The sequence below is a fragment of the Maribacter huludaoensis genome, assembly GCF_029350945.1.
Lineage (GTDB): Bacteria > Bacteroidota > Bacteroidia > Flavobacteriales > Flavobacteriaceae > Maribacter > Maribacter huludaoensis.
The window spans coordinates 1,141,949-1,156,705 of sequence record NZ_JARKMS010000001.1; the positions used below are offsets into that span (position 1 = coordinate 1,141,949).

Annotated in this window: 13 protein-coding genes and 1 tRNA gene; 7 read left to right on the forward strand and 7 right to left on the reverse strand. The window is 37.0% G+C overall.

Translation table 11 applies throughout. From position 1 onward, the window contains the following. Positions 1–213 precede the first annotated feature (213 nt). A tRNA-Met gene (locus PXC01_RS04925) sits at positions 214–286 on the reverse strand. Between the two features lie 192 nt (positions 287–478). Here PXC01_RS04925 and PXC01_RS04930 point away from each other — a divergent pair. The 3 genes from PXC01_RS04930 to der all read left to right on the forward strand — a co-directional run bounded on the left by PXC01_RS04930 (position 479) and on the right by der (position 4,101). Next, on the forward strand, positions 479–1,843 hold the full coding sequence (locus tag PXC01_RS04930; protein WP_276471206.1) for an alanine/glycine:cation symporter family protein: 1,365 nt from the start codon (positions 479–481) through the stop codon (positions 1,841–1,843). Then, positions 1,830–2,714, forward strand: a complete 885-nt coding sequence (era, locus tag PXC01_RS04935) for a GTPase Era (RefSeq protein WP_276471207.1) — start codon at positions 1,830–1,832, stop codon at positions 2,712–2,714. The genes PXC01_RS04930 and era overlap by 14 nt, the downstream gene beginning before the upstream one ends. Before the next feature lie 82 nt (positions 2,715–2,796). Then, entirely contained in the window at positions 2,797–4,101 is a 1,305-nt protein-coding gene (gene der, locus PXC01_RS04940; RefSeq protein ID WP_058105219.1) for a ribosome biogenesis GTPase Der, read from the forward strand. Between the two features lie 411 nt (positions 4,102–4,512). On the opposite strand, the gene PXC01_RS04945 is transcribed toward der, so the two are convergent. The 5 genes from PXC01_RS04945 to PXC01_RS04965 are packed head-to-tail and all read right to left on the reverse strand — an operon-like array spanning position 4,513 to position 7,648. Next, a complete protein-coding gene (locus PXC01_RS04945) occupies positions 4,513–5,307 on the reverse strand; it encodes a TPM domain-containing protein (RefSeq protein WP_276471208.1) in 795 nt (264 codons plus the stop codon). Further along, positions 5,288–5,725 carry a TPM domain-containing protein gene (locus PXC01_RS04950; RefSeq protein ID WP_276471209.1) on the reverse strand — a complete coding sequence of 146 codons (438 nt, stop codon included), beginning with the start codon at positions 5,723–5,725 and terminating at the stop codon, positions 5,288–5,290. Before PXC01_RS04950 ends, PXC01_RS04945 begins: the two co-directional genes overlap by 20 nt. Before the next feature lie 6 nt (positions 5,726–5,731). Further along, the gene (locus PXC01_RS04955; RefSeq protein WP_276471210.1) at positions 5,732–6,331 is read right to left on the reverse strand and encodes a LemA family protein; all 600 of its coding nucleotides are present in this window, start codon (positions 6,329–6,331) and stop codon (positions 5,732–5,734) included. A gap of 10 nt (positions 6,332–6,341) precedes the next feature. Next, positions 6,342–6,671, reverse strand: coding sequence for a MerR family transcriptional regulator (locus PXC01_RS04960; protein ID WP_058105223.1), 330 nt, complete (start codon positions 6,669–6,671; stop codon positions 6,342–6,344). Beyond that, entirely contained in the window at positions 6,671–7,648 is a 978-nt protein-coding gene (locus tag PXC01_RS04965) for a M23 family metallopeptidase (protein WP_276471211.1), read from the reverse strand. Before PXC01_RS04965 ends, PXC01_RS04960 begins: the two co-directional genes overlap by 1 nt. A 105-nt stretch (positions 7,649–7,753) precedes the next feature. Here PXC01_RS04965 and alaS point away from each other — a divergent pair, with 105 nt between their 5' ends. The 4 genes from alaS (at position 7,754) to PXC01_RS04985 (ending at position 12,873) form a co-directional block, all read left to right on the forward strand. Then, positions 7,754–10,369: an alanine--tRNA ligase gene (alaS, locus tag PXC01_RS04970; protein ID WP_276471212.1), complete on the forward strand. Its 2,616-nt coding sequence runs from the start codon at positions 7,754–7,756 to the stop codon at positions 10,367–10,369. 73 nt (positions 10,370–10,442) lie between these two features. Further along, positions 10,443–11,294 carry a tetratricopeptide repeat protein gene (locus tag PXC01_RS04975; RefSeq protein WP_276471213.1) on the forward strand — a complete coding sequence of 284 codons (852 nt, stop codon included), beginning with the start codon at positions 10,443–10,445 and terminating at the stop codon, positions 11,292–11,294. Then, a complete protein-coding gene (locus PXC01_RS04980; RefSeq protein WP_276471214.1) occupies positions 11,291–12,250 on the forward strand; it encodes a GSCFA domain-containing protein in 960 nt (319 codons plus the stop codon). The genes PXC01_RS04975 and PXC01_RS04980 overlap by 4 nt, the downstream gene beginning before the upstream one ends. Continuing rightward, positions 12,247–12,873, forward strand: coding sequence for a DUF4230 domain-containing protein (locus PXC01_RS04985; RefSeq protein WP_276471215.1), 627 nt, complete (start codon positions 12,247–12,249; stop codon positions 12,871–12,873). Before PXC01_RS04980 ends, PXC01_RS04985 begins: the two co-directional genes overlap by 4 nt. Here the strand turns inward: PXC01_RS04985 and PXC01_RS04990 are convergent. After that, positions 12,851–14,614, reverse strand: a complete 1,764-nt coding sequence (locus PXC01_RS04990) for an aromatic amino acid hydroxylase (protein ID WP_276471216.1) — start codon at positions 14,612–14,614, stop codon at positions 12,851–12,853. The two genes, PXC01_RS04985 and PXC01_RS04990, sit on opposite strands and share 23 nt — an antisense overlap. Positions 14,615–14,757: the final 143 nt, after the last annotated feature.

Consider the following 14,757-nt stretch of genomic DNA (forward strand, 5'->3'; position numbering starts at 1 on the left):
AATTTGTAATGGTTTGAACCAAGTAAGCTGAAAATCGGGGACTTACAATTTAAAATCTTTGGGAGTAGTACTCAAATAATTGCTATTGACTGTTTTTAATGTCAAATAATGATAATTTTTATTTTGATTAGCAAAACAAAGAAATGTTGTACCTATGTTGTACCCAAGCATAAAAAAAGCCTCTCAATTTCTTGAAAGGCTTGATTTTATTAGTAGCGGGGACTGGACTCGAACCAGCGACCTTCGGGTTATGAGCCCGACGAGCTACCTACTGCTCTACCCCGCGATATGGGTTTTTATCTCACTTGTTTTCAACTTCAGGTCATTACGCTGACGAGATAAAGGTTTGCTACTATTCGTAGCGGGGTGCAAATATACAACACATTTTCTATATTTTCAAAACTTATTTAAAGAATATTTTTCAAGAGCTATATCCTTTAAAAAACATTAAATCCATAACTTCGGTTTTTGCAATTTTATGGATACAATTAATGATTTTATAGCCAGCGCGCTACCGTATACTGAATGGCCAATGTTTCTTTTGTTGATAGGTGGCGGACTCTTTTTAGTTTTTTATTCAAAACTAATGCCCTATCGTTTTTTCGGTCACGCCATTGCTATTACCGCAGGTAAATATGATAATAAAAATTCTAAAGGTGAGGTAAGCTCATTTCAGGCACTGTCGGCCGCAGTTGCTGCTACAGTTGGCTTGGGGAATATATCTGGGGTGGCAATAGCCATACATGATGGTGGACCGGGAGTGGTTTTTTGGATTTGGATGACAGCATTAATAGGTATGTGTATCAAATTTTACTCTTGTAGTTTGGCAATTATGTATCGTGGTACAGATTCAGACGGTAAATTACAAGGTGGTCCCATGTACTATATCACAAAAGGACTGGGAGAAAAAGCTAGACCGTTGGCTATTTTTTTTGCGGTTTGTGGGTTATTCGGGTTTTTAGGTGTTTTCACGGCGAACCAGTTTACAGAAACATTTATGAGTGTAGTTGAACCTGGTTCAACAATAATAGAAATGAGCGATGAGAATTGGAAATGGACTATAGGACTTATTTTGGCCGTGATTACCTCATTTGTAATTTTCGGCGGATTAACAAAGATTGCAAAAGTCGCTTCTGCCATAGTTCCGTTCATGGTTGCGGTATATCTAATAGCGGTTATTGCTGTAATGGCTATGAATTCTGGTCAAATATTGCCTGCTTTAAAAATGATATTTACTGAAGCTTGGAACTTTAAATCTTTGGCTACTGGCGGCTTTTGGGGATTGGTTATTATTGGTGTCCGTAGGGCAATGTTTTCAAATGAGGCCGGTTTGGGTAGCGCACCAATGTATCACGGTCAGTCAAAAAACGATGAACCAATTCGCGAAGGCTTGGTGGCTATGTTGGGGCCGTTTATAGATACTATTTTGGTATGTACATTTACGGCAATCGTAATTATTCTCAGTGGAGCGTATTTAGAAGATTCTAGTGGTATTGTAATGACCTTATCGGCATTTGAAAAAACCTTGTTCGGTTGGGGAGACGTACTGTTAATGGTTATAGTAACTGCATTTGCATTGTCTACTTTGTTCACCTATTCTTACTATGGGGTAAAATCTTTATCCTTTTTGACCAATGCTAAAATAGGCAAGTTGTATAACTGGTATTTTGTGATTATGATTGTTTTTGCGGCAGTTGCTTCGTTAGAGCTGGTTAAGAATTTAATTGATTTGTCTTATGCACTAATGGTAATTCCTAATATGATTGCCGTACTTTTGTTGGCTCCTAAGGTAAATGTAGAATTGAAGAAATATATATTAAAATATAGAGATGGCAGATCATAAGGCGGGCTTCGTAAATATAATTGGTAATCCTAATGTTGGCAAATCAACATTGATGAATGCTTTTGTGGGTGAAAAATTATCCATAATAACATCAAAGGCACAAACAACAAGGCACCGTATTTTAGGAATTGTAAATGGGGATGATTTTCAAATGATTTTATCGGATACCCCTGGTATTATTAAGCCGGCATATCAGCTTCAGAGCAGTATGATGGATTTTGTAAAATCGGCCTTTGAAGATGCCGATGTGCTTTTGTACATGGTAGAGATAGGGGAAAAGGCTCTAAAAGATGAAGCTTTTTTTGAAAAAATAAAGAACAGTAAAATTCCCGTATTATTATTGTTGAACAAGGTAGATACGGCTACGCAAGAATTATTGGAAGAGCAAGTGCAATACTGGCAAGAAATGTTGCCAAGTGTAGAGTTGCATCCTATTTCTGCATTATCGAATTTTAATATAAAAGGTGTATTTGAACGTATAATAGAGTTGTTGCCTAAGTCTCCGGCATATTATCCAAAAGACCAATTAACGGACAAGCCAGAACGTTTTTTTGTAAATGAGACGATCCGGGAGAAAATCTTATTGAACTACAAAAAGGAAATTCCGTATGCTGTTGAGATAGAGACCGAAGAGTTTTTTGAAGATGAAGATATCATTCGTATGCGAGCTGTTATTATGGTTGAGCGAGATTCTCAAAAAGGTATTATAATAGGTCATAAAGGTTCTGCCTTAAAAAAAGTAGGGGTAGAGGCTAGAAAAGACTTGGAGAAGTTTTTTGGCAAACAGGTGCACATTGAATTATATGTAAAAGTGAACAAGAATTGGCGTAGTAATGCACGTCAGTTAAAACGCTTTGGGTATAATAAGTAAAGTCTTTCTAAATTTTATATATAGATAAGCTAATCAGGCAACTATTGTTCGGATTATACTACCTTTGCGGCAAATTTAAGCTATGGGTGCTATTGTTGCCATTGTAGGGAGACCTAATGTAGGGAAATCAACATTTTTTAATAGATTAATTCAAAGACGCGAGGCTATTGTTGATGCCGTTAGCGGTGTTACACGTGATCGCCATTATGGTAAAAGTGATTGGAACGGAAAAGAGTTTTCAATTATTGATACCGGCGGATATGTTGTAGGTAGTGATGATGTTTTTGAAAAGGAAATTGATAGGCAAGTTGAATTGGCGATCGAAGAAGCTGATGCCATTATTTTTATGGTAGACGTTGAAACTGGTGTTACCGGTATGGACGAAGATGTTGCCAAGTTACTTAGAAGGGTCAAGAAGCCTGTTTTTTTGGCGGTCAACAAGGTTGATAATGCCAAAAGAGCTGAGGATGCTGTTGAGTTTTATTCTTTGGGCCTTGGTGAGTATTATACCTTATCTAGTATAAATGGAGGTGGTTCTGGAGAATTGTTAGATGCCTTGGTAGAAAAGTTGCCAGATGTTGTAGAAGAGGAAAGTGATCTGCCAAGATTTGCCGTTGTAGGTAGGCCTAATGCCGGTAAGTCATCATTTATAAATGCACTTATTGGGGAGGATAGATATATTGTGACCGATATTGCAGGTACGACAAGAGATAGCATTGATACAAAATATAATAGATTCGGATTTGAATTTAACCTAGTTGATACCGCTGGTATTCGTCGTAAGGCAAAAGTGAAGGAAGATCTGGAGTTCTATTCCGTAATGCGTTCGGTTAGGGCAATTGAGCATTGCGATGTTTGTATTTTAATGTTAGATGCCACAAGAGGTTTTGACGGTCAGGTAGAAAATATTTTCTGGCTAGCACAACGTAACCACAAGGGGATTGTAATTCTTGTGAATAAGTGGGATTTGGTAGAGGATAAAGAGACCAATACTATAAAGCATTATACCGATAAAATTAAAAAAGCTATTGAGCCATTTACAGATGTGCCAATTCTCTTTGTTTCTGTATTGACAAAGCAACGTATTTTTAAGGCAATAGAAACTGCAGTTGAGGTATATAATAATCGTAATAAAAAGATTATTACCCGTAAGTTCAATGAAACAATGTTGCCTATAATAGAAAATTATCCACCACCGGCATATAAAGGGAAGTTTGTTAAGATTAAATTTTGTACGCAATTACCAACTCCGTATCCGCAGTTTGCATTTTTTTGTAACCTGCCGCAATATGTACGTGAGCCATATAAGCGTTATCTAGAGAATAAGATACGTGAAGAGTATGATTTTACTGGGGTGCCTATTACAGTATTTATGAGGAAGAAATAAAGATTTTATTCTAATCTTCAATTGTAAAATTGAAAATGACCAAACAATTATGTTAAGCAGTATTGTTTGGTCATTTTTTTTTTTTTTTTTTTTTTTTTGAGTTTTAAACAACAACACACCATTAGCCCCTCCCGAGAGGGGAACAGTTTTTGACTTGTATTAAAAATTTTAGATAAGGCAGATTAAATGATATTTGAGGGAACATTGCTCCCGGCGCTCAACAATCTCAAAACAAAAAAACGTAATCTTCCCCTCTGGGGAGGGGACAGAGGGGTGGGTACTGTGATGATGAAGATTACAACAAACTCACAAACAGCAACCCATCCTTAGCCCATGCCGGGAGGGGAATAGCTTCTGAATTGTACTAAACATTTTTGATAAAACAGACTTAGTAATTTTTTGGAAAAAAAACTACCACCCCCCAGAAGCACCGCCGCCGCCAAAGCCGCCGCCGCCGAAACCTCCTCCAAATCCACCGCCGCCAAAGCTTCCGCCTCCGCCGCTACCGAATCCGCCACTAGAACCGCTAGAGCGTCCCATGTTGCTGAGAATAATCATATCCCATGGGCTTAGTCCTCTGTGCCTTCTGCCACCATTTCTGTCATTGTCATCATTTTTACGACTCCATAAAATGAAAAGTATTACCAAAAAAATGATAAATGGTAGAAAAGAAGAGAGTGGAGTGCCGCCATTATCGCCAAATGTTCGGTCTTCTTGAAATTCACCGTTCAATACTTGAAAAATCACATCTGATCCTTTGTTTAGCCCTCCATAGTAATCTCCAACTCTAAATTCCGGTAGAATCACGTTTTCTATAATTCTTTTGGACAGGGCGTCAGTAAGTAAACCTTCTACGCCATAACCGGTACTAATAGCAACTTTTCTGTCGTTTTCGGCTAAAATTATAAGAATACCATTGTCTTTTCCTTTTTGGCCAATTCCCCATTTTTGCCCCCAGTTGGCACCCAAATAATTAATGTTCTCACCATTGGTGCTCGCAATAATGGTAATTACAATTTGGGTAGAAGTACTGTCCGAATACCTAACTAATTTTTGGCTTAAAGCTACTTTTTGCTGATCGCTCAGTAAATTGGTATAGTCGTAAACACTGGTTTGTAAGGCTGGTTTTTCGGGTATCTCAAACTGGCTCCATGACGGAGTGCACCAAAGAAAAAGAATTACAAGGCTAACCTTTAGATATCTCATTGCTTAGTTCGTTGGTGTCATCTGATTGCCAAGGAAAATGACTTCTTAGTTCTTCGCCAGCTTTTAAAATGCCGGCAACTAGTCCGTCTTTAAAAGCTCCCTTTTCAAAATGTGTTTGAATACTATTTCTGGTAGTCTGCCAAAAATCTTTGGGCACAACGTTGTCTATCCCTTTATCGCCACAGATTACAAATTTCTTGTCGGTTACGGCAACATAGATCAGTACCCCGTTTTCTTGTTTGGTGTTATCCATTTTTAATAGATGGAAAACCTCTTTAGCGCGCTCGTAATGATCTTTACGTGTGTGCCCCTCAATATGTACCCTAATTTCGCCAGAAGTATTCTTTTCAGCTTTAAGAATAGCTTCTACTATCTTTTGCTCTTCTGTTGCCGATAAAAAATCTTCTACTCTGGACATAGGTTGTTATTCAAAATCAAAATCTACATCTGGTGCATTTTCTGAACCTGCATCAGCCTTGTAATAGGCTAGTTCATCAAAATTTAAAAAACCTGCCAAAATAGAATTCGGGAATTTTTTAATATGCAGGTTGTAAGGTTCTACTGTTGCGTTAAACCTGTCACGTGCTACGTTTATTCTATTTTCGGTACCTTCTAATTGGGATTGCAGTTCCAAGAAATTCTGATTTGCTTTTAAATCTGGATAGCGTTCTACGGTCACCAATAATTTACTTAATGCTCCGCTTAACCCACTTTGTGCTTGGTTGAATTGTTCTAATTGTTGTGGTGTAATATTGGTTGGGTCAATACTCACCGAAGTAGCTTTTGCTCTAGCTTCGATTACATCTGTTAAGGTACCTCTTTCAAAATCTGCAGCGCCTTGTACAGTTTTTACAAGGTTGCCTATTAGGTCATTTCTACGTTGATATGCACTTTCAACATTTGCCCAGGTTTTTGTAGAAGTTTCTTTTAGTGCTACAGCGGTATTGTTGAAGCCTACGCCCCATTGGTATAGTCCAAATGCTATGACGGCGATAACGATTAGTGCGATTAATCCTTTTTTCATAATGGTTGTGTTATAATTGGTCTTTAATTTTATTTAGTTCCGCTTTTACACGCTCCAATTTTTGAATGATATCGAAATTGGAAAGCGTTTTCTGCTTTTCTTCTTTAAGGTGAATTTTTGCGCCATCAAGAGTAAAGCCTCTTTCTTTTACCAAATGATAGATCAATTGGAGGTTCTTAATGTCCTGAGGGGTGAATTTTCTGTTTCCCTTTGCATTTTTTTTAGGTTGGAGCACATCAAATTCTTTCTCCCAAAAACGAATTAACGAGGCGTTTACACCAAAAGCACGGGCAACCTCGCCAATGCCATAATATCTTTTTTCTGGAAGGTCTATCTGCATTAATCCAATGATTGATTTTCTTGATTAGCAAATTTAAGCATGTTCTCGAATTCTTCGGGCGATAAACTTCCGTAATAGAAGTTGATAGGGTTAATACGATCTTTGTCCTTCCAAACCTCATAATGTAAGTGTGGAGCTTCGGACCTGCCTGTACTACCTACAAAGCCTATTAGATCGCCTCGTTTTACTTTCTGTCCTTTTTTAACGTTGTACTGACTTAAATGCGCATAAAGGCTCAGGTATCCATAGCCGTGTTCTATGCGAATATGTTTTCCGTACCCGGAAGAATTATTGTCTGCTCTGGTTATTTTACCATCACCAGCGGCGTATATAGGTGTTCCTTTAGGTGCAGTGAAGTCCATGCCATAGTGCATTTTTCTTGCTTTTGTAAATGGATCTGAGCGCCAACCATATCCTGAAGCCATACGGGTTAAATCTTCATTATTGATTGGCTGTATAGCGGGAATGGACATTAACAATTTTTCTTTTTCCTCTGCCAATTTTGTAATCTCATCAAGTGACTTTGATTGTATGGCCATCTGTTTTTTTATGATATCCAGCCTTTTGGTGGTAGATATTATCATCTCTGAATTGTTGAAGCCTTCTAAAGATTTGTAACGGTTAATACCGCCAAAACCGGCTTTACGCTGCTCATCTGGTATGGGGTTGGCCTCAAAATATAAACGGTAGATATTATTGTCGCGTTCTTCAATATTGCCCAGAACTTCTTCTATCTGTTCCATTTTTTTGTTCAGCAACTCGTATTGAAGCTCGTAGTTCTTTACTTCACGAGATAAAGAAAGTTCTCTTGGGGTATTGACAAGATTGGTGTTGAGAAGAAGTATTAAGCCTAACAATCCAAAAAGGCAGGAGCCCAAAATAAAGAAGGTTATATTTCTATAACGTTTAGATTTTTCGGGTTCTATTTTACGGTACGACAGCGTGTCTGGGTCGTAATAGTATTTTACCTTAGACATGAATGTTATTTATCCTATTTTTGTTTTTTCAATTATTAGGGAACAAACAAATATAAAGATAGTTTTATAGAAACCGTTAAAATTTGTAAAAGCTTAGCATTTTAGATGAATTCCAAAGAAACAAGAACTCAATTTCTGAATTTTTTCAAAGGTAAAGAACACAAAATAGTGCCTTCTGCACCTATGGTCATAAAAGATGACCCGACCCTGCTTTTTACAAATGCGGGCATGAACCAGTTTAAAGAATACTTTTTGGGTATTACTCAGCCTAAGAGCTCAAGAGTGGTAGATACTCAAAAATGTTTGCGTGTAAGTGGTAAACATAATGATTTGGAGGAAGTAGGTAAAGATACCTATCACCATACCATGTTCGAGATGTTGGGTAACTGGAGCTTTGGCGATTATTTTAAAGAAGAGGCTATTGCATGGGCATGGGAATTGTTGACCGAAGTATTTAAAATAGATAAGGATAGTTTGTACGTATCAGTTTTTGAAGGTAGTGAAGATGCCGATCAATTGGATATGGATGAAGAAGCGTTTGGGCTATGGAAGAAAATTGTTCCGCAGGATAGAATTATCATGGGGAACAAAAAAGATAATTTTTGGGAAATGGGCGACCAAGGACCGTGTGGGCCATGTTCCGAGATCCACGTGGATATTCGCTCAAAAGAAGAAAAGGCAAAAGTATCTGGTGCAAGTTTGGTAAATCAAGACCATCCGCAGGTAGTGGAAATTTGGAACCTGGTATTTATGCAATACAACCGCAAAGCGGATGGTTCGTTAGAGAGTTTGCCGGCTAAGCACGTGGATACAGGAATGGGGTTTGAACGTCTTTGTATGGTTTTACAAGGAGTACAATCTAACTATGATACAGATATATTTACGCCGTTAATACGAGAAATAGAAACCATAACAAATTCCGATTATGGGAAAAATGAAGAAATTGATATAGCCATTCGTGTGATCAGTGATCACATTCGCGCGGTGGCATTTTCTATTGCAGACGGTCAGTTGCCAAGTAATACAGGTGCCGGTTATGTAATAAGAAGAATATTAAGAAGAGCGGTACGCTACGGATTCACCTTTTTAAATACCAAAGAACCTTTTATGTTCCGTTTGGTAAATGTTTTAACGGATTCTTTGGGTGCAGCTTACCCGGAATTGAAAGAACAAAAACAACTGATCGAAAATGTGATCAAAGAAGAAGAATACTCTTTCTTGAAAACCTTGGATCAGGGCTTATTGCTTTTAGATACCATCATAAAGAATACCAAAGGAAAAATCGTAGATGGCGGAAAGGCTTTTGAGCTATATGATACTTTCGGATTTCCAATAGATTTAACTGCATTGATTCTTAGTGAAAAAGGATATGAGTTAGATGAAGTTGGCTTTGATGCCGCAATGCAGAAGCAGAAAAATAGGTCAAAATCCGCATCGTCCGTATCTAAAGAAGATTGGGAGGTTTTACAAGAGGATAACGAGCAAGAGTTTGTTGGTTATGATATGCTTGATGTTGAGGTAAAGATTACCAAATACAGAAAAATAACGTCCAAAAAAGAAGGTACACAATATCAACTGGTGTTTAATCTCACCCCTTTTTATGCTGAAGGCGGTGGTCAAGTTGGTGATAAAGGGTATTTAGAAGATGCACATGGCGATGTTATTTATATTACCGATACCAAGAAAGAGAATAATGAGATCATTCATTTTGCCAAGAACCTACCAAAGCATTTAAATGAAAGTTTTAAAGCGGTCGTAGATAAAAAGCAACGCAACAGAACTGAAGCTAACCATACGGCAACGCACTTGTTGCATCAGGCATTAAGAGAAGTTTTGGGTAAGCACGTAGAGCAAAAAGGGTCTTCGGTACATTCAAAATATTTACGATTCGATTTTTCTCATTTTTCTAAAATGACACCAGAAGAATTGCAGGAGGTTGAGAATTTTGTGAATGCTCGTATAGACGGACAATTACAGCTTCAAGAAGAAAGAAACGTACCAATGAAAACGGCGATAGCAGAGGGCGCTATGGCGTTATTTGGAGAAAAATATGGAGATGCGGTAAGAACCATTCGTTTTGGTCAATCCATAGAATTATGTGGAGGAACACATGTAAAGAATACGGGAGATATCTGGCAATTTAAAATAAAGTCAGAGGGCGCCGTTGCGGCAGGTATTAGAAGAATAGAAGCAATTACCGGTGATGCCGTTAAAGACCTTCATACTGATAATGACAAATTGCTATCAGAAATAAAACATGTTTTAGGCAATAGCCAAGATCCGTTAAAGTCGGTTTCAAGTTTACAGGAAGAGAATAGCAGCCTTAAAAAACAAGTAGCTGAATTACTTAAGGATAAGGCAAAAAACCTAAAAGGTGATTTACTTTCAGAACTTAAGGAAATCAACGGAGTGCAGTTTCTAGCTAAAAAGATAGATTTAGATGCCGCTGGTATTAAAGACCTTAGTTTTGAAATGGGCGGCAATAAAGATAATTTGTTTTTACTGTTCGGTACAGAGCAAAATGGTAAAGCTTTATTGTCCTGTTATATATCTAAAGAACTGGTTGCCTCAAAAGGATTAAATGCCGGGACAATTGTTCGTGAGCTTGGTAAGTATATTCAAGGCGGCGGTGGCGGTCAACCTTTCTTTGCCACTGCAGGCGGTAAAAACCCTAGTGGTATTGATGAGGCTTTGGCAAAAGCAGAGAGTTATTTGGGGTAATATTATCATCCTTAAGATGAAAATAATAATACCTTGGTTGTATTAATTGAGGGGCTTAATATTGCGATTTTTTATGAAAAAATATGTCATCTTATTGCTGTTTATCTCCTCTTGTAACCTTTCGGATAAAAAGGTAGAGTCTGAAAAAGATGATAAAAAGGTAGAGAAAAAAGTCTTGTCAGGTATAGATTCTGTGCGTATTAGGGAGTATGTAGAGAAATCTTTTCAAAGCCCGATGCATTCGCTGGAACATCAACAGTATTTAGATTCTGCATTAGCAATTATGCCAGAGAGCGCTTGGCTATGGCAACAAAAAGCAATGCCGCTATATAAAACTAGAAAATACCAATTAGGAGAACCATTTTTAGAGAAGGCTGTTGAGTACGACCCGGAAAAGTATTTGGATTATAGCGGTTTTATAAACTGTATTTTCTCAAAAGATTATATAAAATCGATTTCTGAATTTATGAGAGCCAAAAAAGAGTTTGGCGATGGGTATGTTATGGATCATACCTATAACTTTTACATTGGTCTGGATTATCTTCAATTAAATAAATTCTCTAAAGCAAAAGAGTTTTTGTTGCTAAGTAAAGAGCAGCAGTTTAAAGATTTTCCTAATGATCCTCCGCAAGAAGCCTGTCACTATTTGGATTGGTATTATTTGGGTATTGCAGATTTTGAACTAGGCAATTACAAAGACGCGATTACTTCACTTGAAATGTCATTAAAGGTTTATGAAAATTTTGCCGAAGCACTTTATTTTAAGGGTAGAAGTATGACCAAATTGGGAAATGAAGAAGGTGCGGAATGGGAGAAGAAAGCTTTTGAATATGGAGATAATACTATAAATGAGGATAATGTAATTTATGAGATTTATCCATATCAACTGTTTCATAAGTTAAATGAGAGTGAACGACCAAAATGAATCTCTTAACTGAAATACCGTTCTCCAAAGCTAATAATCCTATTGACTACTCTAGTCAGTTATTATTGTTGGGCTCTTGTTTTTCTGAAAATATAGGGGCTAAGCTATCGTATTACAAATTTCAAGGAATACAGAACCCGTTTGGGATATTGTTTCATCCTTTGGCAATTGAAAGGATAATTGAAAAGTCGGTCAATCAAGAATTATTTACAGAAAAAGATGTGTTTAACCAGAATGAACAATGGCATAGTTTTGATGCGCATTCTAGCTTAAGTAATCCGTCCAAAGCACAAATTATTACAGATTTAAATAATGCAATAAGTAGAACTTCAACGCAAGTAAATACAGCTAGTCATATCATTATCACTTTAGGTACCGCTTGGGTGTACCGCAAGACTTCTAGCAATAAAGTTGTAGCAAATTGCCATAAAGTACCGCAGTCAAATTTTACTAAAGAGCTGTTAAGCGTAGAAGAGGTGGCACAGAGTTTAAAACGAGTTATCACATTTGTGCAATCTGTAAGTCCTACAGTACAATTTATATTTACGGTATCACCTGTTAGGCATTTAAAGGATGGATTTCTGGAGAATCAAAGAAGTAAAGCGCATCTTATTGCCGCTATTCATCAGGTTTTAAATGAGGATAGGGTATCTTATTTTCCTAGTTATGAATTAATGATGGATGAGTTGCGTGATTATCGTTTTTACGCCAAAGATATGATACACCCCAATGAGTTGGCAATAGAGTATATCTGGGAGAAGTTTAGATTAGTTTGGATTAAGGATAGTATGGACGATCACATGAAAAAAGTTGATGAAATTCAACGTGGATTGCAACATCGACCTTTTAATCCGAATAGTGAAGCACATCAAAAATTTTTAACATCGTTACGTAGAAAGATTACGTATATACAGAAAGCGTATCCATTTATGGATTTCAAAATTTCAAAGGCATGAAAAAATTTATTGCAGGCGTTCTAATTACTTTAGCAATTGTATTGGTGGTTCGTTCCTGCAATGATGGTAAAGAAGATAAATCTATTCTTAAAGAAAACTCCATGCTCATTCAACAAGAAATCACCAACGTTTCCAAGTTGGTGGTAACTGAGGGGCATTTTGCGGAGGTGTACAATTATAAAGATTCAAAAGAACTTTTTGGTCCGTTATTGCGGGCAGAAAAAAAGGCATTGGTTGTGGTAAATGCAGATGTAACGGTAGCTTATGATTTAAGTAAGATAGAATTTGAAGTTGATGAGGCAACCAAAACGTTAAAAATTAAAAGCATACCAGAAGCAGAAATTAATCTGAATCCAGATTTTGAATACTACGACGTTACCGCAGATTATTTGAACCAGTTTGATGCTACCGATTATAATAAAATAAAGAAAACGGTAAATGCATCATTAATGAAAAAAGTACAAGCTTCTGCATTATTGGGCAATGCGGAGAATAGACTAATTAGTGAGCTGCAGAAGTTCTATATTCTTACCAATTCTATGGGTTGGCAATTAACCTACCAAGATCAGACCATTGAATCATTAGAGACACTGCAAGAAATTAAGCCAGGGATTTTACCGTAGCTAATGCTAATCCGTCATCAATTAATTGCCCAAGTTTCGGTTGGTCAAGTTTAATGTTTTCCAAGTGCTGTTCTATATTTTTTGCTAGTTTGTCATCATTACTTTTTATGGCCAGTTCATAAATTTCCACGGGCAATAACCAATCTGTTGGGTATTTTTCCTGTATTTCCTGAAAAATTTTTGTTCTAGAAACAATGGTATTTTTTCCCTCTCTAAAATCCCTGATTGTCTTATAATAAGATTCTAGTTCATTTAAACTTTCTTCATCTTCGCTAAGACTGCTAGGGCTTAGGGAATGGTCTAAAAGGTCAAAACTATGCAAATCTGCGGGACCATGGTAGGCGGAAACTATGTCTTCACCAATTGCCATATTGTACAATTCATCGTTAGATTCAAAAAGTGTTGTTCCATTATGGGTTACCTTACAATTTTCAAAAGTAATTAAGATAATTCTACCTTGAAGATTACGTGTGCCGGTAACTATTTTACCGGTAACATTGATTCCACCAATAAAATCTAACGAAACAATTTCACCTTCATAAATCTTATATGCTTTAAGGTCGCGCGGACTCATATCCTCAATAGGTATATTAATACCTTTAAGTCGTCCTATTGGTGATCCAAAACCGGTTTCATGCTGATTGATATCTTGACCTACCAACTCTTTTTCTCGGTATGCTAAAGCAGATTTACCCTTGGTTTGAAAGTATATAGGTTTGCCTTCATGAGAAATCAATGATTCAAAATTACCGGATACTTGTAATCCAGTACTTAGTTCAATTGTTCCTAGTTCTTTTGAGTCTATAAGTTTCTGTAAACCTGAAAGTCCGCCCTTTCGTAAAGCCATTGTATTTGCAAAGTCTTCAAGAACCTGACTCAAAAAAGCAAAATCTGGAGTAACAAAAAGTTGTGGTTGAGGTTTGGTAATATCAAAAGAGGTTCTTGCCGCTTCAATGGAATAAGGCAGTTTTTTTACGTTATCTGTCATGCACCACTGGCTTTCACCAATAGAGGATAAAAGTCCCGCTCCGTAAATCTTAGGGTCTTCTAAAGTTCCTATGAGTCCGTATTCCACGGTCCACCAATGCAAGTTTCTAATAAGCGCCATTTCGCTGGGTTCGCCCATATTATCCTGAAGAAATTCAATATGCTTTTCAGACTTTTGAATTTCTTCTATTGGTGTGCCTTTAGCTTCTTTGATAATAGATAAATGGCGTACAGCTTCGTATAATTCAAAATCTTTAGCACTGGATATAGCTTTACAGCCAATTTCACCAAATCGCCTTAAATATGCAGCATATTCAGGGTTGGCAATAATAGGCGCATGGCCCGCTCCTTCATGAATAATATCTGGGGCAGGGGTATAGGCAATATTCTCTAATTGGCGAATATCAGAGGCTATAACTAGAACATTATAGGCTTGGAACTCCATAAAAGCGGCGGGCGGAATAAAGCCATCTACAGCGACGGCGGCCCAGCCTAAATCTTTTAATATACGGTTCATGCCGTACATGTTTGGGATGTTGTCTATAGAGATGCCTGTTTTACGTAAGCCTTCCGTATATGATTTATGGGCAACTTGGCTAAGGTAATCTACATTTTTTCGCATCACATATCTCCAAACAGCTTGGTTTATAGGGGTGTATTCCTCATAGTTTTGAGGTTTAATGTATTGCCTTAAATGTGATGGAAGTTTATCCAAAATAGGATTGCTTTCATATGTAGAAGTAATTTCGCCCATAATTATACTTTTGAAGCCTATATTATTTCTACTAAATATAGGATTATAGGACTAATTAAATGTTAAATTTGATTTAATTAGGAAATAAGACTTTAAATAGATAATTTAAAAGTAATTATTACTTTATAGTGTTCTCAAGAGAC